The 25059-nt window shown below is 56.2% G+C and carries 29 protein-coding genes; 7 read left to right on the top strand and 22 right to left on the bottom strand.

The genetic code is table 11. The features are described 5' to 3' along the window. Positions 1–7: 7 nt before the first annotated feature. The 9 genes from tuf to fkpA all read right to left on the bottom strand — a co-directional run bounded on the left by tuf (position 8) and on the right by fkpA (position 7286). On the bottom strand, positions 8–1192 hold the full coding sequence (gene tuf, locus NNN71_RS01820; RefSeq protein ID WP_003031109.1) for an elongation factor Tu: 1185 nt from the start codon (positions 1190–1192) through the stop codon (positions 8–10). A 69-nt stretch (positions 1193–1261) separates the two neighbouring features. Continuing rightward, entirely contained in the window at positions 1262–3376 is a 2115-nt protein-coding gene (fusA, locus tag NNN71_RS01825; protein ID WP_064541605.1) for an elongation factor G, read from the bottom strand. Positions 3377–3472: 96 nt separating this feature from the next. Continuing rightward, on the bottom strand, positions 3473–3943 hold the full coding sequence (gene rpsG / locus NNN71_RS01830; RefSeq protein WP_035894363.1) for a 30S ribosomal protein S7: 471 nt from the start codon (positions 3941–3943) through the stop codon (positions 3473–3475). Between the two features lie 95 nt (positions 3944–4038). Further along, positions 4039–4413 (bottom strand): 30S ribosomal protein S12, encoded by a 375-nt coding sequence (gene rpsL, locus NNN71_RS01835; RefSeq protein ID WP_000246815.1) that lies wholly within the window; start codon positions 4411–4413, stop codon positions 4039–4041. Positions 4414–4536: 123 nt separating this feature from the next. Then, on the bottom strand, positions 4537–4824 hold the full coding sequence (gene tusB, locus NNN71_RS01840; RefSeq protein WP_065356483.1) for a sulfurtransferase complex subunit TusB: 288 nt from the start codon (positions 4822–4824) through the stop codon (positions 4537–4539). Positions 4825–4831: 7 nt separating this feature from the next. After that, complete coding sequence (gene tusC / locus NNN71_RS01845) at positions 4832–5191, bottom strand: sulfurtransferase complex subunit TusC (RefSeq protein WP_167574922.1); 360 nt, start codon at positions 5189–5191, stop codon at positions 4832–4834. Further along, complete coding sequence (gene tusD, locus NNN71_RS01850; RefSeq protein WP_271457734.1) at positions 5191–5577, bottom strand: sulfurtransferase complex subunit TusD; 387 nt, start codon at positions 5575–5577, stop codon at positions 5191–5193. Before tusD ends, tusC begins: the two co-directional genes overlap by 1 nt. Continuing rightward, positions 5577–6299: a helix-turn-helix transcriptional regulator gene (locus tag NNN71_RS01855; RefSeq protein ID WP_163446642.1), complete on the bottom strand. Its 723-nt coding sequence runs from the start codon at positions 6297–6299 to the stop codon at positions 5577–5579. The genes tusD and NNN71_RS01855 overlap by 1 nt, the downstream gene beginning before the upstream one ends. 165 nt (positions 6300–6464) lie before the next feature. After that, on the bottom strand, positions 6465–7286 hold the full coding sequence (gene fkpA / locus NNN71_RS01860) for an FKBP-type peptidyl-prolyl cis-trans isomerase (protein ID WP_163446644.1): 822 nt from the start codon (positions 7284–7286) through the stop codon (positions 6465–6467). A gap of 233 nt (positions 7287–7519) precedes the next feature. On the opposite strand from fkpA, the gene NNN71_RS01865 reads away from it, so the two are divergent. Beyond that, positions 7520–7738, top strand: coding sequence for a protein SlyX (locus NNN71_RS01865; protein ID WP_163446646.1), 219 nt, complete (start codon positions 7520–7522; stop codon positions 7736–7738). 62 nt (positions 7739–7800) lie between these two features. Here the strand turns inward: NNN71_RS01865 and slyD are convergent, their stop codons facing one another. The 4 genes from slyD to kefG form a co-directional block, all read right to left on the bottom strand. Next, positions 7801–8397 carry a peptidylprolyl isomerase gene (gene slyD / locus NNN71_RS01870; protein WP_064541588.1) on the bottom strand — a complete coding sequence of 199 codons (597 nt, stop codon included), beginning with the start codon at positions 8395–8397 and terminating at the stop codon, positions 7801–7803. 96 nt (positions 8398–8493) lie between these two features. Then, complete coding sequence (locus NNN71_RS01875; RefSeq protein WP_106925165.1) at positions 8494–8694, bottom strand: YheV family putative zinc ribbon protein; 201 nt, start codon at positions 8692–8694, stop codon at positions 8494–8496. Positions 8695–8703: 9 nt separating this feature from the next. After that, entirely contained in the window at positions 8704–10509 is a 1806-nt protein-coding gene (gene kefB, locus NNN71_RS01880) for a glutathione-regulated potassium-efflux system protein KefB (protein ID WP_163446908.1), read from the bottom strand. Then, positions 10509–11060 (bottom strand): glutathione-regulated potassium-efflux system ancillary protein KefG, encoded by a 552-nt coding sequence (kefG, locus tag NNN71_RS01885; RefSeq protein ID WP_167574919.1) that lies wholly within the window; start codon positions 11058–11060, stop codon positions 10509–10511. The genes kefB and kefG overlap by 1 nt, the downstream gene beginning before the upstream one ends. A gap of 174 nt (positions 11061–11234) precedes the next feature. Between kefG and NNN71_RS01890 the strand changes: the two genes are divergently transcribed. Next, a complete protein-coding gene (locus NNN71_RS01890; protein WP_163446652.1) occupies positions 11235–13142 on the top strand; it encodes an ABC transporter ATP-binding protein in 1908 nt (635 codons plus the stop codon). Positions 13143–13157: 15 nt separating this feature from the next. Continuing rightward, the gene (locus NNN71_RS01895) at positions 13158–14090 is read left to right on the top strand and encodes a LysR family transcriptional regulator (RefSeq protein ID WP_167574917.1); all 933 of its coding nucleotides are present in this window, start codon (positions 13158–13160) and stop codon (positions 14088–14090) included. Positions 14091–14179: 89 nt separating this feature from the next. On the opposite strand, the gene mdcH is transcribed toward NNN71_RS01895, so the two are convergent. The 8 genes from mdcH to mdcA all read right to left on the bottom strand — a co-directional run bounded on the left by mdcH (position 14180) and on the right by mdcA (position 21226). After that, the gene (gene mdcH / locus NNN71_RS01900; RefSeq protein ID WP_271457735.1) at positions 14180–15076 is read right to left on the bottom strand and encodes a malonate decarboxylase subunit epsilon; all 897 of its coding nucleotides are present in this window, start codon (positions 15074–15076) and stop codon (positions 14180–14182) included. Continuing rightward, complete coding sequence (locus NNN71_RS01905; protein ID WP_271457736.1) at positions 15073–15693, bottom strand: malonate decarboxylase holo-ACP synthase; 621 nt, start codon at positions 15691–15693, stop codon at positions 15073–15075. Before NNN71_RS01905 ends, mdcH begins: the two co-directional genes overlap by 4 nt. Before the next feature lie 3 nt (positions 15694–15696). Then, a complete protein-coding gene (locus tag NNN71_RS01910; RefSeq protein WP_137397991.1) occupies positions 15697–16656 on the bottom strand; it encodes an AEC family transporter in 960 nt (319 codons plus the stop codon). 122 nt (positions 16657–16778) lie between these two features. Beyond that, the gene (gene mdcE, locus NNN71_RS01915) at positions 16779–17579 is read right to left on the bottom strand and encodes a biotin-independent malonate decarboxylase subunit gamma (protein ID WP_271457752.1); all 801 of its coding nucleotides are present in this window, start codon (positions 17577–17579) and stop codon (positions 16779–16781) included. Beyond that, positions 17579–18412 (bottom strand): biotin-independent malonate decarboxylase subunit beta, encoded by an 834-nt coding sequence (locus NNN71_RS01920; RefSeq protein WP_249022666.1) that lies wholly within the window; start codon positions 18410–18412, stop codon positions 17579–17581. The genes mdcE and NNN71_RS01920 overlap by 1 nt, the downstream gene beginning before the upstream one ends. Further along, positions 18405–18704 (bottom strand): malonate decarboxylase acyl carrier protein, encoded by a 300-nt coding sequence (gene mdcC, locus NNN71_RS01925; RefSeq protein WP_065356471.1) that lies wholly within the window; start codon positions 18702–18704, stop codon positions 18405–18407. Before mdcC ends, NNN71_RS01920 begins: the two co-directional genes overlap by 8 nt. Before the next feature lie 9 nt (positions 18705–18713). Next, on the bottom strand, positions 18714–19571 hold the full coding sequence (locus NNN71_RS01930) for a triphosphoribosyl-dephospho-CoA synthase (RefSeq protein WP_249022665.1): 858 nt from the start codon (positions 19569–19571) through the stop codon (positions 18714–18716). Further along, positions 19571–21226 carry a malonate decarboxylase subunit alpha gene (mdcA, locus tag NNN71_RS01935; RefSeq protein WP_038634792.1) on the bottom strand — a complete coding sequence of 552 codons (1656 nt, stop codon included), beginning with the start codon at positions 21224–21226 and terminating at the stop codon, positions 19571–19573. The genes NNN71_RS01930 and mdcA overlap by 1 nt, the downstream gene beginning before the upstream one ends. A 250-nt stretch (positions 21227–21476) precedes the next feature. On the opposite strand from mdcA, the gene NNN71_RS01940 reads away from it, so the two are divergent. The 3 genes from NNN71_RS01940 (at position 21477) to NNN71_RS01950 (ending at position 23643) form a co-directional block, all read left to right on the top strand. Further along, on the top strand, positions 21477–22499 hold the full coding sequence (locus NNN71_RS01940; protein WP_271457737.1) for a hydrolase: 1023 nt from the start codon (positions 21477–21479) through the stop codon (positions 22497–22499). Beyond that, on the top strand, positions 22496–22714 hold the full coding sequence (locus NNN71_RS01945; protein WP_271457738.1) for a YheU family protein: 219 nt from the start codon (positions 22496–22498) through the stop codon (positions 22712–22714). Before NNN71_RS01940 ends, NNN71_RS01945 begins: the two co-directional genes overlap by 4 nt. Before the next feature lie 65 nt (positions 22715–22779). After that, positions 22780–23643: a phosphoribulokinase gene (locus NNN71_RS01950; RefSeq protein WP_271457739.1), complete on the top strand. Its 864-nt coding sequence runs from the start codon at positions 22780–22782 to the stop codon at positions 23641–23643. 50 nt (positions 23644–23693) lie between these two features. Here NNN71_RS01950 and NNN71_RS01955 read toward each other — a convergent pair whose 3' ends face one another. Continuing rightward, positions 23694–24098, bottom strand: coding sequence for an OsmC family protein (locus NNN71_RS01955; RefSeq protein ID WP_064541617.1), 405 nt, complete (start codon positions 24096–24098; stop codon positions 23694–23696). Between the two features lie 304 nt (positions 24099–24402). Here NNN71_RS01955 and crp point away from each other — a divergent pair, with 304 nt between their 5' ends. Then, positions 24403–25035 carry a cAMP-activated global transcriptional regulator CRP gene (crp, locus tag NNN71_RS01960; RefSeq protein ID WP_000242758.1) on the top strand — a complete coding sequence of 211 codons (633 nt, stop codon included), beginning with the start codon at positions 24403–24405 and terminating at the stop codon, positions 25033–25035. Positions 25036–25059: the final 24 nt, after the last annotated feature.

Below are 25059 nucleotides of genomic sequence, written 5' to 3' on the forward strand. Positions count from 1 at the left end.
TGAATAATTAGCTCATTACTTTAGCAACAACGCCCGCGCCAACGGTACGGCCGCCTTCACGGATTGCGAAACGCAGACCGTCGTCCATCGCGATCGGGTGGATCAGGGTAACAACCATTTTGATGTTGTCGCCCGGCATTACCATCTCTACGCCTTCCGGCAGTTCGATGGTACCAGTCACGTCAGTAGTACGGAAGTAGAACTGCGGACGGTAGCCTTTGAAGAACGGAGTATGACGGCCGCCTTCGTCTTTGGACAGGATGTACACTTCAGATTCGAACTTGGTGTGCGGCTTGATAGAACCCGGCTTAGCCAGTACCTGACCACGTTCGATTTCTTCACGTTTGATACCACGCAGCAGAACACCAACGTTCTCACCAGCACGGCCTTCGTCCAGCAGTTTGCGGAACATTTCAACGCCAGTACAGGTAGACTTAGCAGTCTCTTTGATACCAACGATTTCAACTTCTTCGCCAACTTTGATGATACCGCGCTCTACACGACCGGTAACAACGGTACCACGACCGGAGATGGAGAATACGTCTTCGATCGGCAGCAGGAACGGCTTGTCAATCGCACGCTCTGGTTCTGGGATGTAAGAATCCAGGAAGCCAGCCAGTTCGATGATTTTCGCTTCCCACTCTGCTTCGCCTTCCAGCGCTTTCAGAGCAGAACCACGAACGATCGGAGTGTCGTCGCCCGGGAAATCGTACTGAGACAGAAGTTCACGAACTTCCATTTCTACCAGTTCCAGCAGCTCTTCGTCATCAACCATGTCGCATTTGTTCAGGAACACGATGATGTACGGAACGCCTACCTGACGACCCAGCAGGATGTGCTCACGAGTCTGCGGCATCGGGCCGTCAGTCGCAGCAACAACCAGGATCGCGCCATCCATCTGAGCAGCACCAGTGATCATGTTTTTAACATAGTCGGCGTGCCCCGGGCAGTCTACGTGTGCGTAGTGACGGGTCGGGGTGTCATATTCAACGTGGGAAGTGTTGATGGTGATACCACGAGCTTTTTCTTCCGGAGCGTTATCGATCTGGTCGAAAGCACGAGCAGCACCGCCGTAGGTTTTAGCCAGTACGGTGGTGATTGCAGCGGTCAGGGTAGTTTTACCGTGGTCAACGTGGCCGATGGTGCCGACGTTAACGTGCGGTTTTGTACGTTCAAATTTTTCTTTAGACACGGCTATATTCCTTACTATAGTGCTCTCCCCTTTGGAGAGAGCACGGGACTTAGGTTTTAATCCTGTGGATTATTTACCACGGGCTTCAATAACGGCCTGAGCAACGTTGTTCGGCGCATCGTCGTACTTCAGGAACTCCATGGAGTAAGAAGCACGGCCTTTGGTCAGTGAACGCAGCTGAGTCGCATAACCGAACATTTCGGACAGCGGAACTTCAGCGTGGATCACAACGCCAGTCACGTTGGATTCCTGACCTTTGAGCATACCACGACGGCGGCTCAAGTCACCGATAACGTCACCAGTGTTCTCTTCCGGAGTCTCTACTTCAACCTTCATGATCGGCTCAAGCAGAACTGGTTTCGCTTTCTTAAAGCCATCTTTGAAGGCGATAGAAGCGGCCAGTTTAAACGCCAGTTCAGAGGAGTCAACGTCATGGTAAGAACCGAAGTGCAGACGAACACCCATGTCAACAACCGGGTAACCAGCCAGCGGGCCAGATTTCAGCTGTTCCTGGATACCTTTATCAACGGCCGGGATGTATTCGCCAGGGATTACACCACCTTTAATGTCGTTGATGAACTCGTAGCCTTTCGGGTTGGAACCCGGCTCCAGCGGGTACATGTCGATAACAACATGACCGTACTGACCGCGACCACCAGACTGCTTAGCGTGTTTACCTTCGATATCGGTAACTTTCGCGCGAATCGCTTCACGGTAAGCAACCTGAGGTTTACCGACGTTCGCTTCAACGTTGAATTCACGTTTCATACGGTCAACGATGATGTCGAGGTGCAGCTCACCCATACCGGCGATAATGGTCTGGTTAGATTCTTCATCAGTCCATACGCGGAATGACGGGTCTTCTTTAGCCAGACGGCCCAGAGCCAGACCCATTTTTTCCTGGTCAGCTTTGGTTTTCGGTTCTACTGCGATGGAGATTACCGGCTCAGGGAATTCCATACGTTCCAGAATGATCGGCGCATCCGGGTCACACAGGGTGTCACCAGTGGTTACGTCTTTCAGACCGATTGCAGCAGCGATGTCGCCCGCGCGAACTTCTTTGATCTCTTCACGTTTGTTAGCGTGCATCTGAACGATACGACCGAAACGCTCACGTGCAGCTTTCACGGAGTTCAGTACGGTATCACCAGAGTTAACCACACCGGAGTACACACGGAAGAAGGTCAGGTTACCAACAAACGGGTCGGTAGCGATTTTGAACGCCAGTGCAGAGAACGGCTCGTCGTCGCTTGCGTGACGCTCAGCCGGAGTATCTTTACCGTCGTCCAGGATGCCGTTGATCGCAGGTACGTCAACCGGGGATGGCAGGTAATCAATTACCGCATCCAGCATCGCCTGAACACCTTTGTTCTTGAACGCAGAACCACAGGTTACCAGGATGATTTCGTTGTTCAGAACACGCTGACGCAGAGCTTTTTTGATCTCTTCTTCAGTCAGTTCTTCACCACCCAGGTATTTCTCCATCAGCTCTTCTGAAGCTTCAGCAGCGGACTCGATCAGGTTCTGGTGCCATTCGTCAGCCAGTTCCTGCATGTCAGCCGGGATATCTTCATAAGTGAAGGTTACACCTGCATCTTCTTCGTTCCAGTTGATGGCTTTCATTTTCACCAGGTCAACAACACCGGTGAACGCTTCTTCAGCGCCAATTGCCAGCTGCAGCGGAACAGGGTTCGCGCCCAGACGGGTTTTGATCTGACCAACAACTTTCAGGAAGTTAGCGCCCATACGGTCCATTTTGTTAACGAACGCGATGCGCGGTACTTTATACTTGTTAGCCTGACGCCATACGGTTTCAGACTGTGGCTGAACACCACCAACTGCGCAGTAAACCATTACCGCACCGTCAAGAACACGCATGGAACGTTCTACTTCGATGGTGAAGTCAACGTGCCCCGGGGTGTCGATGATGTTTACGCGATGCGGTTCATACTGCTTAGCCATACCAGACCAGAATGCAGTAGTCGCTGCGGAAGTGATGGTAATACCACGTTCCTGCTCCTGCTCCATCCAGTCCATGGTAGCGGCGCCGTCGTGAACTTCACCGATTTTATGGTTTACACCGGTGTAGAACAGAATACGTTCGGTAGTAGTGGTTTTACCGGCGTCGATGTGCGCACTGATACCGATGTTACGGTAGCGTGCGATGGGTGTTGTACGAGCCATTTGATTCCTCGTTTATCTTTTTAGGCGTTCAGTTAAGTAACCCAAAGCGGGCAGCTTCGCTGAAGCGCCCGCCTGGTGACTAATACTCCGAAGGGATTACCAACGGTAGTGTGCGAACGCCTTGTTGGCTTCTGCCATACGGTGAACGTCTTCACGTTTCTTAACTGCAGTACCTTTGTTGTCTGCAGCGTCAGAAAGTTCGTTCGCCAGGCGCAGAGCCATGGATTTATCACCGCGTTTACGAGCAGCTTCTACGATCCAACGCATTGCCAGAGCATTACGACGGACCGGACGAACTTCAACTGGTACCTGATAAGTAGAACCACCTACACGGCGGGATTTAACTTCTACAGTCGGGCGAACGTTTTCGAGAGCGACTTCGAAAGCTTCCAGTTCATTTTTACCAGAACGCTGAGCCAGGGTCTCCAGCGCGCTGTATACGATTGATTCTGCAGTAGATTTTTTACCATCTACCATCAGGATATTGACAAATTTAGCCAGCAGTTCTGATCCGAACTTAGGATCCGGCAGGATTTTACGCTGACCAATGACGCGACGACGTGGCATGGAAATACTCCGTTGTTAATTCAGGATTGTCCAAAACTCAAAGAGTTTAGTTTGACATTAATATAAAACGTTTGGCCTTACTTAACGGAGAACCATTAAGCCTTAGGACGCTTCACGCCATACTTGGAGCGAGCTTGCTTACGGTCTTTAACGCCGGAGCAGTCAAGCGCACCACGAACGGTGTGGTAACGAACACCCGGAAGGTCTTTTACACGACCGCCACGGATCAGGATCACGGAGTGCTCCTGCAGGTTATGACCTTCACCACCGATGTAGGAGGTTACTTCAAAACCGTTAGTCAGACGGACACGGCAAACTTTACGCAGTGCGGAGTTCGGTTTTTTAGGAGTGGTAGTATATACACGAGTACATACGCCACGTTTCTGCGGGCAGGCTTCCAGTGCAGGCACGTTGCTTTTTGCAACTTTGCGAGCACGTGGTTTGCGAACCAGCTGGTTAACTGTTGCCATTAAATAGCTCCTGGTTTTAGCTTTTGCTTCGTAAACACGTAATAAATCGCCTCATATAATATGAGGACGCGAAATTTTAGGGCCATGCCGAAAGGGTGTCAAGAAATATACAACGGTATGGCATTACCAGGTCATTTGAGCCGGGTGTTTTACCGTTAACCTGACGAAGTCAGTATAGCTGACCATGATGACATCGCTCGAAATTTGAGCACAAAGACCGCGCGCTTGCACATCTACATTCAACACATGGATGGATATGGGGGCAGCACGCAGGATTTCAAGAAAGTGGCTGTTTTCCACTGCCGCGAGCACGCCATCGGCGAGCAGCAGCAAATCATCACCTTCAGCCATCAGACGGATCATACCCGCGATATCGGAATGCCAGGGGGAAGTACTGAGTGTATGCAGCATAGGGGCCTCAGAAGCGCAGAATGACATCGTAGCCGTTAAGCCGTTCCCGCAGCGCATCCGGTTCTAACGGTTCCACATCGGCGACAAATGCCGTATCGGCCGCCAGACCGCGTTCACGCATTGAGGCGGCGCAGATCCAGCAGTTTTCAATATCGTAGAGCGCCAGCAGCTTGAAGGTGGCGATATAGTCACGCGCCAGAATCACCGCGGGCGTCTGCTGGCTGAGCAGCTGAAACACGCCATCACCAATGAAAAAGACGCCAAGGTCTTCGCTTAATGCTGACGTCGCCAGCAGCGCATCCAGCCCTTCCCGGCCAGCGGCGCTGCCGTGCGGCGCACTGGAGAAAACAAACGCGACGCGTTTCATCAGAACTGCACCATTCGATCGCAGGTCAGCGCGGCTTCGGCCAGCGAACCCAATCCGCTCAGCGAGAAACCCGGCTGTAAGTTAGAGGTCGACAGCCCAAGCTGCCCGGCTTCCGTTTCATCCGTCACGCCTCTACGTAGCGCGGCGGCGACGCAAATATGCAGCGCCACGCCGTGCGTATCATGCAGCGATTGCCATGCGCGAACCAGATCAAACTCATCGCTGGCAGGGGAACTCAGCTGATTGGCGTTGTATACCCCTTCGCGATAGAAAAACACACAGGCTATCTCGTGACCTTCTGCCAGCGCCGCCTGCGCAAACTGCAGCGCGCTGCTGGCCTGTTGCGTACCATAGGCTGGCCCGGTCACCATCAGGGCAAAACGCATTACTTATCTTGCCCCAGGAAATCGCCATTCTTGAACTGACGAATGTAGAGATACACCGTGTGTTTGGAGATGTTCAGGCGGTCAGCCACCTGGTTGATCGCATCTTTGATGTCGAAGATGCCTTTCTCGTAAAGGTTAAGCACGATCTGGCGATTTTTGGCGTTATTGGAAACATTGCGATCGGCATTGACCTCTTCGATAGTGAACTCCAGCGTCTGGGTCACCAGATCCTCCACCGAGGAGGCGAAGTTAACCGCAGAGCCCACTTCCGGCGTCTCTGGCGGAATAAAGGTGTTCATAATCTGTGAGAACGGCACATCGAGGTTCATGTTGATGCACAGCAAGCCAATGACGCGTTGCTCACGATTACGGATGGCAATGGTGACCGACTTCATCAGCACGCCGCTTTTGGCGCGAGTAAAATAGCATTTGGAAACGCTACTATCCGCCCCGGTCATATCATGCAGCATACGGAGTGCGAGGTCGGTAATCGGCGAGCCGATTTTGCGCCCGGTATGTTCACCGTTTGCGATACGTATTGCCGAACATTTAAGATCCTGAAGTGAATGCAGCACGATTTCGCAGTGGGAACCAATGAGCATCGCCAACCCGTCCACCACCGCTTCGTAGGATTTAAGAATATCGAAGTCGGTCTGATCGAAAGGACGTTGATCCAGTAAATCAAGTTCACTGGTTTCGTTGGTTAAAAGCGACCTGGACATGAAAAAAAGCACTCCTTTTCAGGAGCCTGTCGTTATGTTGTCAGGGCAGGCTCATCACTATTAGGGGCATCTAAAGTAATACAGCGCATAAGGCGCTTTCCAGCATTAATTATATCCTGCCGATAATAAAAAGCCGCCGCCCTGTGGGCGGCGGCTATCTGACTCTTATTTTTTGCTCGCTTCAGCAGCTTTATCTGCCGGTGCGGCTTCAGGCTGCGCTTCGGCCTTCGGGGCCGGTTTAACGTCTAACAGTTCAACGTCGAAGACCAGCGTGGAGTTCGCCGGAATACCCGGAACGCCGGTTTTTCCGTATGCCAGATCCGGTGGGATAACCAGCTGGATTTTACCGCCTTTCTTGATATTTTTCAGGCCTTCAGTCCAACCTGGAATAACGCCATCCAGACGGAAGGAGAGCGGCTCACCGCGGGTGTAAGAGTTATCGAACTCTTTACCGTCGATCAGCGTACCCTTGTAGTTAACAACCACGGTGTCGCTGTCTTTCGGTGCTTCGCCGGTGCCTTCTTTCTCTACTTTAAACAGCAGGCCGGTTTTAGAGGTTTTCACGCCCTTCTCTTTGGCGAACTTGTCGCGGTAGGCTTTGCCTTTCGCTTCGTTATCAGCCGCGTCTTTTTCCATCTTCGCCTGAGCGGAGGTCTTCACGCGAGTTTCGAAAGCCTGCAGAGTTTGTTCAATTTCCTGATCGGACAGTTTGCTCTTATCAGCAAAGGCGTCCTGAACGCCGGCGATCAGCTGGTCTTTATCCAGTTTGATGCCCAGTTTTTCCTGTTCTTTCAGAGAATTTTCCATGTAACGACCCAGCGATGCGCCCAGCGCATAAGCAGATTTCTGGTCGTCATTTTTGAATGCAGCTTTGCTTTCTGCTGCCGGGGCCGCTTTCGCCGCAGCGTCAGCCGCGAAGGTCAGAGGCGCATTCAGTGCAACGGCCATTGTGGTTGCCAGAAGCGTTACTTTAAACAGTGATTTCATCCATCTCTCCAGGGCCGGGGCCTCTCGCCCCATGTTAACTAAATGAGAAGCGTACTATAAAACGTTGTAGAGGAAATCTACATACGAACGCTCCTGATATCGACCCTTTTCAGACTCTTTTTGTTTAAATTAGTTTCCGCTCACGAACGGCAGTGCTGCATGCCGGGATAAAGTTGCGTAGAATCCGCCGCGTCGGAAACGCTTTTGGCGATAACAGAGTAGAGAGAGACATCATGCAGGAAACGACTATCGAGGCGCGTCTGGAGGAGCTTGAAAGCCGACTGGCCTTCCAGGAGATCACCATTGAGGATCTCAACCAGACGGTGACCGCTCATGAAATGGAGATGGCCAAACTGCGCGAGCATCTGCGTCTGCTGACGGAAAAACTCAAAGCCAGCCAACCGTCCAACATCGCGTCACAGTCTGAAGAGACGCCGCCGCCCCATTATTAAGACGTAAAAAAAGCGGGTTTCCCCGCTTTTTTTGTCTCTGTCGTTCAAGAGAACGAGAGGGATTAGTGGCAGCCGCAGCCGCCGTGGCCTTTACCGCCACCGCCGCAGCAGCCTTCACCGCCGTGGTCATGACCGTGGTCGTGGCCGTGACCGCCGCAGCAACCGTCTTCACCGTGATCGTGATGATGGTCGTGCGCGCCGTGAACGTGGCCATGAGCCAGTTCTTCTTCCGTTGCTTCACGGATAGCCACAACTTCAACGCTGAACTTCAGGTTCTGGCCTGCCAGCATGTGGTTGCCGTCAACCACAACGTGGTCGTCTTCAACTTCGGTGATTTCAACCGGAACCGGACCCTGGTCGGTTTCCGCCAGGAAGCGCATACCAACCTGCAGTTCGTCAACGCCCATGAAGACGTCTTTAGGGACGCGCTGCACCAGATTTTCGTCGTACTGACCGTAAGCGTCGTTAGCTTGCACAGCAACGTCGAACTTATCACCAACATCGTGACCGTCCAGCGCATTTTCCAGGCCGGAGATCAGGGAACCGTGACCATGCAGGTAGTCCAGCGGTGCACTTACCGGAGACTCATCAACCAACACACCGTCTTCTGTACGTACCTGATAGGCCAGGCTGACCACCAGGTCTTTTGCTACTTTCATGATATCTCCTGAGCATGGGAATATTTTAGTGGCGCAGATTGTAGCGGAATTCTACACCCGTGTACCCATAAGCTTAAAAAAAGACAGCACGGATCGCTACTCCGGATGAAAAATCCCGATCACTTGTTCCTCTTTGCGCACGTGATCGCGCGCTTCTTTATCGGCTTCACGCATCTGGTGCCCGCACTTAACGCATTCAACCACATCGATATTATTCTCGCGCCACATCGCCATGGAATCCTGCGCCTGACACGACGGGCATTTTGCGCCCGCGATAAAACGTTTACGTACCGCCATACTCACCTTCTATTCAAATTCGTCCCAGCCGTCCAACTGCCGTCGCTCTTGTTGCATCTCACGCTGGAAGATCTCCTCCAGCTCCCGCCGCGCTTCCCGCACGCGCGAAATTTGTTGGGTATCGCTGTGGACCGGCATAAGTTCACGCAGCATGCGCATGTCCAGGCGCTTAAAGTGCAGCTGGGCGCGCTGCGCCTGATGTGGGTGCATCCCGGTTGAGATAAGTGCCTTACGCCCCAGCTCCAGCGCGCTGGAAAAAGTCTCGCGAGAAAACTGTACCACGCCTGCCTGTAACAGTTCGTGCGCCTCCACACGTCCCCGTGCACGCGCCATAATGTTCAGATGCGGGAAGTGCTGCTGGCAGATTTCCACCAGCTTCATGGTATCTTCCGGTTCGTTGCAGGTAATGACGATCGACTGTGCTTGTTCAGCCCCCGCCGAGCGCAGCAGCTCCACCTGTGTAGCGTCGCCGTAATAAACCTTATAGCCGTATTTGCGCATCAGGTTAACCGCGCTGATATCACGCTCGAGGACGGTAATGCGCAGCTTATTGGCCATCAGCAGACGGCCAATCACCTGACCGAAACGGCCAAAGCCCACCACGATCACCTGCGGCTTATCATCCTCCACCCACGGCGCTTCATCTTCCTCTTCCGGGCCGTTGAAACGACGCGACAGGACCAGATCCACAACCTTCATCAGTAGCGGCGTGGTCATCATCGACAGCGTGACCGTCACCAGCAGCAGCGACATCTGGTCACCCTTGAAGACTTTGAACGACGAGGCGGCGGAAAAGAGTACGAAGGCAAACTCGCCGCCCTGGCTCAGCACGCTGGCAAACTGCATACGCTCTGAGCTGCGCATACCGTTCACATGCGCCAGCAGATACAGCACCAGCGTCTTCACCGCCACCAGCAGCGCCACGCAGCCCACTACCAATAACAGATGGGTGTAGAGCACGCCGAGATTCAGCGACATACCCACCGAAATAAAGAACAGCCCCAACAGCAGCCCTTTAAACGGCTCGATAGCGATTTCCAGTTCGTGGCGATATTCGCTTTCCGCCAACAGCACGCCCGCAATAAAGGTGCCCAGCGCCATCGACAGCCCCAGCGCATCCATAAACAGCGCGGAACCGAGGACCAACAGCAGCGTCGCCGCGGTAAACACTTCACGTACGCCAGAGCTGGCGATAAAACGGAATACCGGGCGCAGCAGATAGCGCCCGCCAATCAACATTCCGGCAAAAGCCAGCACCTTCAGGCCAACGGTCTGCCAGTGGACATGATCGTCACCGGCCCCTGCCAGCAGCGGCACCAGCGCCAGCGCCGGGATGACAGCTAAATCCTGAAACAACAGCACCGAGAAGCCAAGCTGCCCGGCTTCGCTGCGGTTCATCCCCTTTTCGCGCATCAGCTGCAAGGCCATCGCCGTCGATGACATCGCCAGGCCAATCCCGCCAATCACCGCCGCCTGCCACGAAAAGTTGGTCAGCATCAGCAGCCCGCCGAGGATCGCCGCGCTGAGCATGACCTGCGCGGCGCCAATACCAAAAATGGGGCGTCGCAGCTGCCATAGCTTGGTGGGGTTCAGTTCCAGCCCGATGATAAACATCAGGAACACCACGCCCAGCTCGGAGAAGTGAAGAATTTCGTCGACGTCGCTGATGAAACCCAGTCCCCACGGGCCAATCGCAATCCCCGCCAGCAGATAACCTAATACCGCGCCGATGCCCAGCCTCGCGGCTAACGGCACCGCCGCCACCGCCGCGAAGAGAAACAGCACCCCAGCTAATAACAAATCTGAACCTTCCATCATCGCCCCCCTGCCACAATCGGCGCCGCCAGCCAGTCAGCGTAGGCTTTAGCATGGTTTGCCAGTTCATTGGGCGGCTGACGTCGCGCCCAGTAGACGATAATCGGGTTCATCCAGTGCATGTGGCACATGGCGGCGGTCAGCTCAAACGGGCGCAGGATATCGCTCATCGGATAGCGATTCAGGCCATCGTGACGGTAGGCGCTTTCCGGCTCGCCGGTGGTGATCACACTCCGCCAGTACTTTCCCGCCAGCTGGTTTCCCCCTATACCGCTGGCAAAGCCACGGCTTAGCACGCGGTCGAGCCACTCTTTAAGCAGCGCAGGACAGCTATAGGTATAAAGCGGATGCTGAAAGACGATAACGTCATGCTCGCGCAGCAGCGCCTGCTCGCGAGGAATATCAATAAAAAAGTCCGGATAGTGCGCGTAGAGATCGTGCACCGTGACGTTGCTTAACTGCGAAGCCGGCTTAAGCAAAACCCGGTTAGCAACCGAGTCCTGTGATTCCGGATGGGCATAGATCAGCAATACTTTCGCTGTCTGCGTCATTATTCCCCTCCCGGGCGTCAATCACATCCTCTTTCTGGCTGGTTGGCACGCAACCGGAATGATTTTGTGTATAGTCATCGTTTTGGGCTACCATTGCGGCCCGGTCTAGCGATTCGCTTACCACATTACATTACCACAATGACAATTTAACATATTCAGAACATACGGCGCCTTATGATTGTTTTCTCCTCGTTACAAATTCGTCGCGGCGTGCGTGTCCTGCTGGATAACGCATCGGCCACCATCAACCCCGGGCAAAAAGTCGGCCTGGTGGGGAAAAACGGCTGCGGCAAATCCACATTGCTCGCGCTGCTGAAAAACGAGATAAGCGCCGATGGCGGCAACTTTACCTACCCCAGCAGCTGGCAACTGGCGTGGGTAAACCAGGAAACCCCTGCGCTGCCTCAACCCGCTCTGGAGTATGTCATTGACGGTGATCGCGAATTCCGCCAGCTGGAAGCTCAATTGAATGACGCCAACGAACGTAATGACGGCCACGCCATTGCTACCGTTCACGGCAAGCTGGACGCGATTGACGCGTGGACCATCCGCTCTCGCGCCTCCAGCCTGCTGCACGGCCTCGGCTTCAGTAACGAGCAGCTTACCCGCCCGGTCAGCGACTTCTCCGGCGGCTGGCGTATGCGCCTCAACCTGGCGCAGGCGCTGATCTGCCGCTCCGACCTGCTGCTGCTCGATGAACCGACTAACCACCTCGACCTTGACGCGGTGATCTGGCTGGAAAGATGGCTCAAAAGCTATCAGGGCACGCTGATTCTGATTTCCCACGACCGCGACTTCCTCGACCCGGTGGTGGACAAAATTATTCATATCGAACAGGAAACGATGTTCGAGTACACCGGCAACTACAGCTCGTTTGAAGTGCAGCGTGCCACTCGCCTGGCTCAGCAACAGGCAATGTACGAAAGCCAGCAGGAGCGCGTGGCGCATCTGCAAAGCTACATCGATCGTTTCCGCGCCAAGGCCACCAAAGCCAAGCAGGCGCAGAGCCGTATCAAGATGCTCGAGCGTATGGAGCTGATTGCCCCGGCTCATGTCGACAACCCGTTCCACTTCAGCTTCCGCGCGCCGGAAAGCCTGCCGAACCCGCTGCTGAAAATGGAAAAGGTCAGCGCGGGCTATGGCGATCGCACAATCCTTGAATCTATCAAGCTGAACCTGGTGCCGGGTTCGCGCATCGGCCTGCTGGGCCGTAACGGTGCGGGTAAGTCGACGCTGATTAAGCTGCTGGCGGGCGAACTGGAGCCGCTACACGGTGAGATTGGCCTCGCTAAAGGCATCAAGCTCGGCTACTTCGCCCAGCACCAGCTGGAGTTCCTGCGCGCGGATGAATCCCCGCTGCAACATCTGGCGCGCATGGCGCCGCAGGAGCTGGAGCAGAAGCTGCGCGACTATCTCGGCGGCTTCGGCTTCCAGGGCGATAAAGTCACCGAACAGACCGCCCGCTTCTCTGGCGGCGAGAAAGCTCGCCTGGTGCTGGCACTGATCGTCTGGCAGCGTCCAAACCTGCTGCTGCTCGATGAACCGACCAACCACCTGGATCTCGACATGCGCCAGGCACTCACCGAAGCGCTGATTGATTTCGAAGGCGCGCTGGTTGTCGTCTCGCACGACCGTCACCTGATCCGCTCCACCACTGACGACCTCTATCTGGTTCACGACAAAAAGGTCGAACCGTTCGACGGCGACCTGGAAGATTATCAGCAGTGGCTGAGCGACGTGCAGAAGCAGGAAAACCAGGCCGACGACGCGCCGAAGGAAAACAACGCCAACAGCGCCCAGTCACGCAAAGATCAGAAGCGTCGCGAAGCCGAGCTACGCACTCTGACACAGCCGCTGCGTAAAGAGATTACCCGTCTGGAAAAAGAGATGGAAAAGCTCAACGCCCAACTGGCGCAGGCGGAAGAGAAGCTCGGCGACAGCAGCCTGTATGACCCAAGCCGTAAAGCGGAGATGACCGAGTGTCTGCAACTGCAGGCTAGCGCCAAATCCGGGCTGGAAGAGTGTGAAATGGCATGGCTTGAGGCGCAGGAGCAGCTTGAGCAAATGATGCAGAACGACTAACGCACGGGGCAGACAATGAACCTGTCAATCACCGATGACATTACCTTCCGCAAGCTCACCATCTTCATGACCTTTATGGAGAAGGGCAACATCGCCCGTACCGCCGAGGCGCTGAATATCAGCGGCGTCAGCGTGCACCGGGCGTTGCATACGCTGGAAGAGAACGTTCGTTGTCCGCTGTTCGTCCATAAAGGCCGCAACCTGATTGCCCAACCGGCGGCGTGGACGCTGCTGGAATACTGTCAGGAAGTCACGCAGTTGATGGAGCGCGGGCTGGAAGAGACGCGCAAAACGGCAGGCGTGGGCCAGGGCCGTTTACGTGTGGGCACGCTCTACTCGCTGACGCTGGAGACGGTGCCGCACTTGATTATGGGGATGAAGCTGCGCCGTCCGGACCTGGAGCTGGATCTCACCATGGGCTCTAACGAGGCGCTGCTGAAAATGCTGGAAGACGGCGTTCTGGATGCCATCCTCATCTCCATTTCCGAAAGCGAAATCGACCGCAACAGCCTCGAAGTGCTCCCCCTGTTCCACGATGATATCTACCTCGCCGCGCCGATGTCCGCCGCGCTGGATACCACCGCGAAGGCCGACCTGCGCCACTATCGCCATGAAAAGTTTGTCTCGCTGGCGGAAGGGTTTGCCACCTACGCCGGTTTCCAGGAAGCGTTTCATATCGCCGGGTTCGAGCCGGAGATTGTCACCCGCGTGAACGATATCTTCTCCATGCTCAGTCTGGTACAGGCAGGAGTGGGTTTCTGTTTGATGCCGGGGCGAATGAAGAAAATGTATGAGAATACCGTGAAGCTACAAAAACTGGCTGAGCCGTATCAGATGCAGCAGCTTATCGCCATCGTCTTTGCCCGCAACCGCGAGCGCGACCCAAGCCTGCTGGCGCTGGCCGCCGAAGGGCGCATGTACGCCAGGACGCTGAACCAGAACGCCTGATTGCCGAATGGCGATGCTACGCGTCTTATCCGGCCTACATCAGGTGCGAGCCGTAGGCCCGATAAGCGCAGCGCCATCGGGCAATCACATCACGCACGAAGGCGTTTTGCCAGGTGCACGGCCACATCCATACCGCTGCGTTCCAGGGCGATAGACTCCCCTTCCCATGCAGCCTGACGCGTCAGGCAGGTCAGCACGCCACCGGGTGGCATTTCAATCGCGAGCCGCGCTTCACGTTCGTTAGCGGAGATAACCGCCTCCTGCCATCGCACCGTGCGCGCCATATTCATCGCCAGATCGTCGGCAATGCGTTCCGGCTGCCACAGCACGCGCCCGGTACTGCCGCTCAGGTAGGCGTAGCGTGGGCGGGAAAGCGTCACATGGCTGAACGCCTCAACCAACTTTTGTGCGGGCTCGGCCAGCAGTTCACAATGCGACGGCACGCTCACCGCCAGGCGATGCGCTTTACTTGCCCCTTTTTCCATCGCGCGTTTCGCCACTTCCGCCATCGCTTCATCGGTACCGGCAATCACAATCTGTGTTTCCGCATTCAGGTTGGCGATGTAAGTACCGCTATCAGCCACCAGCGCTTCCACCTGATTGAGCGTCAGCCCCATAATGGCCGTCAGACCGTAACCATTTGGGTATGCTTGCTCCATTAAGTCACCGCGCAGCGCCACCAGCCGCAGCGCATCGCTGAATTCCAGCGCACCCGCGATAACCGCTGCCGGATAAGCGCCGATCGACAGCCCGCTCACGATATCGGGCGCTACGCCACGACGTTCCAGCTCGCGCGCCCAGGCAACGCCAGCAATCAGCAGAGACAGCTGAACGGCTCGGGTATGTTTCAACGCTTCAGGGCTATCCAGCGTATCCACCTCGGCCCCCAGCACTTCACGCGCCTGGGTCAGCTCCGTCCCCGGAAGGTTTTGCAGCATCCCTGGGTGCTGCGTCCCCTGCCCCGGAAAGGTAAACAGAATTTTCATGACTCCTCCCTGCCCCACGGGTCGCGGACCAACAGCGGCCCCTGTGAGGTTTTTAACAGCGCTTTTCCATCGCGCAGCCACTCATTAAGGGCAAAGCCGCCGCGCGGGGTATCCACCTGGGTATCTGCCCGGCACAGCCCGCCTGCCAGCTGCTGCTGCCACTTCTCCAGCGCCTCACGGGAGAGCGGCTGCGGCGCGCGGATCAGCAGGTCCAAATCGCTTGCCGCGTGGATAACCGGGATCCCGGTCGCCAACGCATAGCCGGTACTCCCGGTAATACCCCACGTCCACGGCCACGCCTGCTGCGCCAATAACAAAGCCACCTGAACCGGTGGCTGAGAGATAAAGGGCGAACGCAGCAGCGACAGCGGATCCACCAGCGATTCCGGCGAGCATACGCGAACGACCGTCTCCGCTTTTACCCAACCGGCGGCGCGCTGCTCGCGTTTCATCCCGCGGACACCCACGGGAATGCGCCCCTGCGCATCAACATCACGCCGCACCACTACCGGCAGACCGCTATGCCAGACGGTATCCACCCAGGATTCCGTGACATCTTCGAGCGCGTCGCGCGCGTTCAGCCAGATTAAGTCGTGTGGACGTAATGTTGTGCTCATGATTTAGATTCCTGAAGTCAGCGAGATAAACAGCGGCAGCGACAGGATACACAGTACCGAGCTCAACAGCAGCACGGCTTCTGCATCCGGCGACTGCACGCCAAAGCGGTTACCGAACACCACACCAAAGAAACCGGCAGACAGCGCAATCATCAGGATAGCGGTAATCGCTACGGAGCCATGCAGGCCGAAGATGAGCACGATACCCCACGCAATTGCTGGTTGAATCAGCAGCTTGGCGATAGTCGAGGTGATCACCACGGTGTTGATCTGCAGTTTACGCGCAGAGAGGATCACACCGGTCAGGAACAGCGCGGCCGCAGTCGCGGACAGACCCAGCGGTTTAATAGCCGCCAGTACCAGCTCCGGCATTTTAATACCAATGGCAGAGAGGATAACCCCCAACAGCGGGCCCATTACGATCGGTTTTTTAATCGAACGCCACATCAGCACCGGCAGCATGGAGAGCGTAGAACCGGAGTTACCGCCTTCCGCACGCGCTTTCTCACGTTCGAGGATCAGCAGGCAGAACGGAGTCATCAGCACAGAGCCGCAGGCGATGGAAACGGCAACGGACAGCGAGGTGGAAGAGGTTTCACCCAACACGCTACCCAGAATCGGCAGACCCAGCGCGGCGTAGTTTGGCAGCGCAACGGTCAGGGTCAGCACGGCGGCATCCTGTGGCGATTTATTGAAGAGTTTGGTCGCCATAAAGTAGATGGCGGCATAGGTAATCCACATTGCCAGCGTCAGCACCACAATCAGCGGCGACTGCGCAACGATGCCGGCCCACGGTGTTTGTACCGTGGCGCTAAACAGCGCGGCGGGCAGCGCGAAGTCCATCACGAAGATATTGAGCAGGGAGACATTCTTGTTATCCACCATTTTGGCCTTCCCGGCCCAGAATCCCAGCAACATAATGACGAAAATCGGAGCAAGAGCATGAACAATTACGTAAGTCATATTTCACCTGTAATGAAAAAAAGTTAGCACTGGCGCGATGATTATTATTTTTCAGATGCAACTGCCCGCATGGGCGCGGAAAGCGCCCATGGAGCCGTACATCCGACAGGTCTCTTTTTTACTTACCAGCTTGCTCGCATGCGTTCGCGTACGAGGGCAGAGCTGCGGCGATTGTCGGCACCCAGACGGCTTTTCAGCGTCGGGTCCTGACGAGCGTCGTTGATGGCCTGTTGCAAGGTGTTTAACACCAGCGTCAGATCGTTAGCAGACGGGGCATCCGGATTGCTGATATCCAGCAGATTCTCCAGCAGCCCCAAGGTGGCGTAATTGCTGATGTCATACGCCATCGGCGGAATGGTTGCCGCCAGTTTTTCCAGCGCCTCAACGGTACGCAGGGTGATGCGCGCCGCCGACTCTTTACCCATCGCGTGGATCAGCACGCCTTTGTCGTTAAAGGCGAGCAGGCGGTTTGCCTGGTAGCCGTGCGCCAGAAACGCGCCGGACATCGCTTTACCGACAATCAGGCCAATCACCGGGTGGCCTGCCAGACGCGCGTTGGCATACGCCGCTGCGGCACCGGCCAGCGCCTGGTGAATGCCAAAGCCTTCTTCACGACGACCATAGGCCTGGCTCGGCACGTCAATCACCGCCACAATCGGGCGCTTCACGGCTTTATCGGCATCGGCGGCGATGGTTTCGCTTACCACTTTCGCCAGGGTCCAGCCTTCCAGCAGGCCCACTTCGCCTTTCGCAGCACGCGGGTAGTGGTTGTTCGCGTCCGGCACCACGGCAATAAAACGCACCGTTTCACCGTTCAGCTCGCCGTCAGCGGCCTGTACGGACGGGCACAAACCCTCGATACGTTTAGCGTTCGGCGCCAGGGTTTCCAGCCATAATTGGCCACGGCTCATTGCGTTACTCATCATTTCACCTCCCGGGCAAAGAGCGCATGAATCTGTTCGGTATCGGCCTGTTTACGCGTGTCGAAGTTGGTCAGGCGTTCGAGATACCAGTCGTAGTTATCGGTGCGATGTTTTGCCGGAACGCCTTTAGCCAGCGCCTCGTTCATCGCCGCTTTCACCGCGTTGACGCCGTCGCCGACCAGCGCTTCCACCAGCCCGCTTTGGTAGCGAATTTCGCCACCGGTCATGCTCCAGATAAACGGACGGTCACGGGAGTCGTACTCTTCAATCCCGGCTTCCTGTTCGATAACCTGCGGGCCGTTCAGGCCGAGACGCGCTTCACGGGTGACAATCAGATAGCTACACAGTGCGGCGGCGATAGACATCCCGCCGAAGCAGCCGACGGTCCCGGCGACAATGCCGACCACCGGGGTATAACGGCGCAGGTCAACAATCGCCGCGTGAATATCGGCAATCGCCGCCAGGCCCAGGTTGGCTTCCTGCAAACGCACGCCGCCGGTTTCCAGGCTCAGTACGGCCTGAGTCGGAATACCGTTGCGGTTATCTTCCGCCGCCAACTCAAGCGCCGCCGCCATTTTGGCGCCGGACACCTCGCCCATGCTGCCGCCCTGGAACGCGCCTTCAATCGCTACAACAACAGCTGGTTTGCCGTTAATGGTGCCTTTCGCCACCACCATGCCGTCATCGGCCTGCGGGACGATGCCCTGCGCGCCGAGCCACGGCGACATCACGCCTTCAAACGGGTCGAGCAGTTCACGGTAGCTGCCTTCGTCCAGCAGCGCCTGTGCGCGCTGACGCGCTTTTAATTCGATAAAACTGCGGTCATCACGCATAGCTCACCTCTTCAAAAACCTGTTCGATACGGATGCGCGCCACGCCCGGCGTCGCGCCGAAGTCGTGGATGATCAGTTGGCCTGCCGGCAGGCTGCTGACCGTCTGCAGACGGTTAATCAGTGCTTCCCAGCGGCTGCGGCTGTTATCGACGGAAGTGGTGATATCAATGGTTAACGTCTGGCCCTGGTCGGCGGTGAATAACACCTCCATATCCCCGGAGCCCACAACGCCTGCCAGCGCTTTGCCGCTTAAAGTGCGGCTGGCCGGTACGGTTAACGTAATGTGTTCCATAACATCCTCTTAATGCTTGAAATAGGGCGATTCGATGCGATCGAGAAACAGCGTGGCGGCAAGCAAATCGGCTGCGCCGCCCGGCGAGGCGTTCAGCGCCAACATGTGGCTATCGAGCGCCGCTAAGGCCGCCTGACCTGCTGGATGGGCGCTACCACCTGCACTCAGCACGGCGCGGGCGCCGTCTTGCATGGCATCAAGCCCTTCCAGCCCCGCGCGGGACAGCACGCAGGTATCGGTCAGCGAGGTCATGATGGCCATCAGCGCATCGAGCCTGGCGTGCGTTTCGCTGCTGCCGTTCAGGCGGCTTAAGCGAAGCTGCGGTAGCGCACGCTGCATCACGTGCGGAAACGCCTGCTGCGCTTCTTCCCGGGCACCCGGCACCTGATAGCGGTGAGTGGCGCGTAGCCCTTTACTGAAGACCTTCGGCGCAGCGGCATCCGGCAGCTTTGCCAGCTCGGCGGCGGTCATCGCCACCTGCTGCGCGCTGCCCACGCCGCCGTGCATCGCCACCGCGCTGACCAGCAGCCCCAGCGCCCAAATCGCGCCGCGGTGGGTATTCACGCCATCGGTAGCGGCCATCATCTGCTTCTCACCTTCACGGCCGAGTCGCCCTACGGTTTGTCTCAGCGCAATGTCGGCTGGCCGCTGCCAGCTCTGTTGCGCAAGCGCCTGAAACGTGGGGGTCAGGCTGTGCGCAGAGCGCTCCATTAGCGCAAGCGATAAATCGTGGTGCGCGCCGTTCCCCCGACTGTCCACCAGACCGGGTTTCGGGCTTAATCGTGCTTCGTCAATCAGACACTGCGTGGCGGTTCGCGCCAGCCATTCGGCACCGCCTTCAACCTGAATCTGGGGCAGAAGTTTCATTACCAGCTCCGGAATTTCGCAGGTGGGTTGTAAAGACCGCCGGACCATTCCACCAGGTCCGCGACGCTACCGGCTGCCAGCAGCGAACGGGTGGCGTCGGTACGACGAATGCCCATATCTTCCGGGTAGACCACTTTGCCGCTCTGGCGCAGTTCGGCGACGCGTTTCGCGTCAACGCCCAGACCGATATCGGTGATACCGGCAACCGCAGCGACCATCGCGCGGCGTTCTTCCAGATCTTTGGCGCGGTAGAGGTAGGCGATACCTTCTTCAGTCAACACGTGGGTCACGTCGTCGCCGTAAATCATCACCGGCGCCAGCGGCATACCGGAGGCTTTCGCCACGTCTACCGCATCCAGTTTCTCAACGAAGGTTGGTTTCACACCGGCCTGGAAGGTTTCCACCATCTGCACGACCAGTTTTTTACCGCGCTGCATCGGATCCGGTTCGGTGATCATGTTCAGCCAGGCTGGGGTAGCGTGGCGACGACCGTGCGGATCGTGACCCATGTTCGGCGCGCCGCCGAAGCCGGAGAGGCGACCGCGGGTCACGGTGGAGGAGTTGGCGTAGCCGTCAACCTGCAAGGTGGAACCGATAAACATATCCACCGCGTACTGACCTGCCAGCTGGCAGAAGGCGCGGTTGGAGCGCATGGAGCCGTCGGAACCGGTGAAGAAGATATCCGGACGGGCGCGGATGTACTCTTCCATCCCCAGCTCGCCGCCGAAGCAGTGCACGCTTTCTACCCAGCCGCTTTCAATCGCCGGGATCAGCGTCGGATGCGGGTTCAGGGTCCAGTGTTTACAGATTTTGCCCTTCAGACCCAGCTGTTCGCCGTAGGTTGGCAGCAGCAGTTCAATCGCCGCGGTGTTGAAGCCGATACCGTGGTTCAGCGACTGCACCTGATGTTCCGCGTAGATGCCTTTAATCGCCATCATCGCCATCAGGATGTGTTCCTGTTTAATCAGGCGCGGGTCACGGGTAAACAGCGGTTCGATAAAGAACGGCTTGTCGGCGACAACCACGTAGTCAATCCAGGAACCCGGAATATCCACGCGCGGCAGGTCGCATTCGTCATCCACCAGTTCGTTCACCTGCGCGATGACAATGCCATCGTGGAACGCGGCGGCTTCCACCAGCGCCGGGGTATCTTCGGTGCTCGGCCCGGTGTAGAGGTTGCCTTTACGGTCAGCCTTATAACCGGCAATCAGCGCCACGTTCGGGGCCAGGTCGACGTAAAGACGGGAATAGAGTTCGATGTAGGTATGGATGGCGCCAATTTCCAGCTGACCATCTTCCAGCAGCTGCGAAATACGCAGGCTCTGGGTGCCGGAGAAGGAGAAGTCCAGCTTGCGGGCGATGCCTTTTTCAAAGATATCCAGATGCTCGCTGCGCCCGACGCTTGGCATAATCATGTGCAGGTCGTGCACAATCTGCGGGTTCACCTCAGCCAGCATACGGGACAAGAAATCTGCCTGCTTTTGGTTATTCCCTTCTAATACCACGCGGTCACCCGGCGCGATCAGTTTTTCCAGCATCGCGGTCAGGTCTGCGGTCGGCAGCACCTTACCCTGCACCGGAACGGAAGCCAGACGGCGCTGTTTTTCCGTGCGGCGGGTGTTCCAGACTCGTGCTGGCGTTTGCCCAGATAACATTATTAACCTCCTGATTCAGCTAATCATTTTGATTGCTTAACACAGCTAAGAGTGTGAACCCTGGTGAGAAAGTCATCAATTAAGCGTAGGAGAGAATCATTAGCTTGAGAGTAATAATTGAAGTAACAATTTGTGATAAGGATCAGAACCCAAAGGGATAAAAACGACTACCTGTGCCTCATTTTCATAAACACAATGGCAAAGTGACGGTATAGTAGGCGGCAGATTAACGAGTAAACATCGCGTAGACATGACTGAAACCACCCACCACGATCTCAACATCGACACCCAAAGCAGCGCCGACTTCGTGCCGATGCGCGGCGTCAGCAATCGTCATTTGCAGACCATGCTGCCGCGTCTTATCCGCCGTAAGGTGCAGTTCACGCCGCACTGGCAGCGCCTTGAACTGCCGGACGGCGACTTTGTCGATCTGGCGTGGAGCGAAGATCCGCAGGCCGCGCGCCATAAGCCGCGTCTGGTGGTGTTTCACGGTCTGGAAGGCAGCCTGTATAGCCCGTACGCGCACGGCCTTATCAATGCAGCTAAAGCGCAGGGCTGGCTGGGCGTGGTGATGCATTTCCGTGGCTGTAGCGGCGAGCCTAACCGTCTGAACCGCATCTACCACTCCGGCGAAACGGAAGACGGCACCTGGTTCCTGCACTGGCTAGCGCGCGAGTACGGCAACGCCCCCACGGCGGCGGTAGGCTACTCGCTCGGCGGCAACATGCTCGCCTGCCTGCTCGCCAAAGAAGGCGACGAAGTGCCCATCGATGCCGCCGTGATTGTCTCGGCGCCGTTTATGCTGGAAGCCTGTAGCTACCACATGGATAAAGGCTTTTCACGCGTTTATCAGCGCTATCTGCTCAACCTGCTAAAAGGCAACGCCGCCCGCAAGCTGAAGGCCTATCCCGGCTCTTTGCCGGTCGATTTGCGTCAGTTGAAAAGCATGCGCCGCATCCGCGAGTTCGATGATTCGATTACCTCGAAGATCCACGGCTTTGCCGATGCCATTGACTATTACCGCCAGTGCAGCGCGATGCCGATCTTAAGCAAAATCACCAAGCCGACGCTGATCATCCACTCAAAGGACGATCCGTTTATGGATCACCACTCCATCCCCGCACAGGAAGAGCTGCCGGAGAACGTGGAGTACCAGTTGACGGAATACGGTGGTCACGTAGGTTTTATCGGCGGCACTTTGCGCCACCCGGAAATGTGGCTGGAAAAACGCATTCCCGCCTGGTTGATGCGCTGGTTGGGAGCAAAAGCATGATTATTCCCTGGCAGGATATCGACCCGGAGACGCTGAACAACCTGATTGAAAGCTTTGTCTTGCGCGAAGGCACTGATTATGGTGAATATGAACGTTCACTTGCGCAAAAGGTCGCCGACGTAAAATACCAGCTACAAACAGGCGAAGCGGTGCTGGTCTGGTCTGAGCTTCATGAGACCGTCAACATCATGCCCCGTAACCAATTTCGCGGTTAACTATACTCTAACGGCAGGAGGCGTTTACCACGCTTCCCTTGTCGTCTTTTCAGGGAGTTATTCGCATGTCTGCCAAACATCCGGTTATTGCCGTTACCGGCTCCAGCGGCGCGGGGACCACCACCACCAGCCTCGCCTTCCGTAAAATCTTTGCTCAACTCAACCTGCGCGCGGCAGAAGTGGAAGGCGACAGCTTCCACCGCTATACCCGTCCGGAAATGGATATGGCCATTCGTAAAGCCCGTGATTTGGGCCGCCATATTAGCTACTTTGGTCCGGATGCCAACGACTTCGGCCTGCTGGAACAAACCTTTCGCGACTATGGCATAAGCGGTAAAGGGCAGTCGCGTAAATATCTGCATACCTACGATGAAGCGGTGCCGTGGAATCAGGTACCCGGCACGTTTACCCCCTGGCAGCCGCTGCCAGAACCGACCGACGTGCTGTTCTACGAAGGACTGCACGGCGGCGTAGTGACGCCACAGCATGATGTCGCCCGCCACGTCGATCTACTGGTCGGCGTCGTGCCAATCGTTAACCTTGAGTGGATCCAGAAGATGATCCGCGACACCAGCGAACGCGGACACTCCCGCGAAGCGGTGATGGATTCCGTGGTGCGTTCGATGGAAGACTATATCAACTACATCACGCCGCAGTTCTCACGTACACATATCAACTTCCAGCGCGTGCCGACGGTCGATACCTCTAACCCGTTTGCCGCCAAGGGCATTCCGTCGCTGGACGAAAGCTTTGTGGTGATTCACTTCCGCAATCTCGACAACATCGACTATCCGTGGCTACTGGCCATGCTGCAAGGCTCGTTTATCTCGCATATGAATACGCTGGTGGTTCCCGGCGGGAAGATGGGGCTGGCGATGGAATTGATCATGACACCGCTGGTGCAGCGTATGATGGAAGGGCGAAACTAATGCACGAACCCTCACCCCACAGGGGCGAGGGATTCGCTACGTGCGAGGAATTACCCTTCGATCACTTCATAGGAGTGGGTGATATTCACCGCTTTTTCAAGCATCAGCGCAACAGAACAGTACTTCTCGGCAGACAGATCCACCGCGCGGGAAACCGCCGCATCCTTCAGCCCTTTACCGGTGACGATAAAATGCAGATTGATGTGGGTGAACAGGCGCGGCGCTTCTTCACGACGCTCGGAGGTCAGCTTCACTTCGCAGTCGGTCACGTCGTTGCGGCCCTTCTGCAGGATAGACACCACGTCGATGGCGCTACAGCCGCCCGCCGCCATCAGCACCACTTCCATTGGGCTTGGCGCTTTATCGCCAGAGTTGCCGTCCATCAGGATCTGGTGTCCAGAAGCGGACTCACCGAGGAAGGTCAGCCCTTCAACCCATTTCACACGCGCTTGCATAATTTTTAACTCCAAGGTTGCAATTTTCTTCTCAGATTACGCGCACATAACAATTCTCGCAATGGAAGGCGATCGACGTCATGCTGAAGCGAGACACCAGGAGACACACGGCTAAAGCTATGCTAAAACAGTCAGGATGCTACGGTAATACATAAACGTACTGCATGTATGCAGAGGACATCACATTACAGGCTGCGACAGTATTCGACAGCCGACTTCCCAGGTAACGGGAAGGATACTATTGCAACCGGTGGCCGCAATGCTTTTGCCGCCGGGAAGAGCTTATAACAGAGGATAACCGCGCATGGTGCTTGGCAAACCGCAAACAGACCCGACTCTCGAATGGTTCTTGTCTCATTGCCATATTCATAAGTACCCATCGAAGAGCACGCTGATTCACCAGGGTGAAAAAGCAGAGACGCTGTATTACATCGTAAAAGGCTCAGTGGCAGTACTCATCAAGGACGAAGAAGGGAAAGAGATGATCCTCTCTTACCTCAACCAGGGCGATTTCATCGGTGAGTTAGGCCTGTTTGAAGAAGGCCAGGAACGCAGCGCGTGGGTACGGGCAAAAACCGCTTGTGAAGTTGCTGAAATCTCTTATAAAAAATTCCGTCAGCTGATCCAGGTTAACCCGGACATCCTGATGCGTCTCTCTTCGCAAATGGCGCGTCGTCTGCAGGTTACCTCTGAGAAAGTCGGCAACCTGGCGTTCCTCGACGTCACCGGTCGTATCGCTCAGACCCTGCTGAACCTGGCGAAACAACCTGACGCGATGACCCACCCGGACGGGATGCAGATCAAAATCACCCGTCAGGAAATCGGCCAGATCGTCGGCTGCTCCCGTGAAACCGTGGGCCGTATCCTGAAGATGCTGGAAGATCAGAATCTGATCTCCGCACACGGCAAAACCATTGTCGTTTACGGTACCCGCTAATCCAGCCCAAACGGCGTATTGCGT

Source organism: Kluyvera sp. Awk 3 (assembly GCF_028069715.1).
Classification (GTDB): Bacteria; Pseudomonadota; Gammaproteobacteria; order Enterobacterales; family Enterobacteriaceae; genus Kluyvera; species Kluyvera georgiana_A.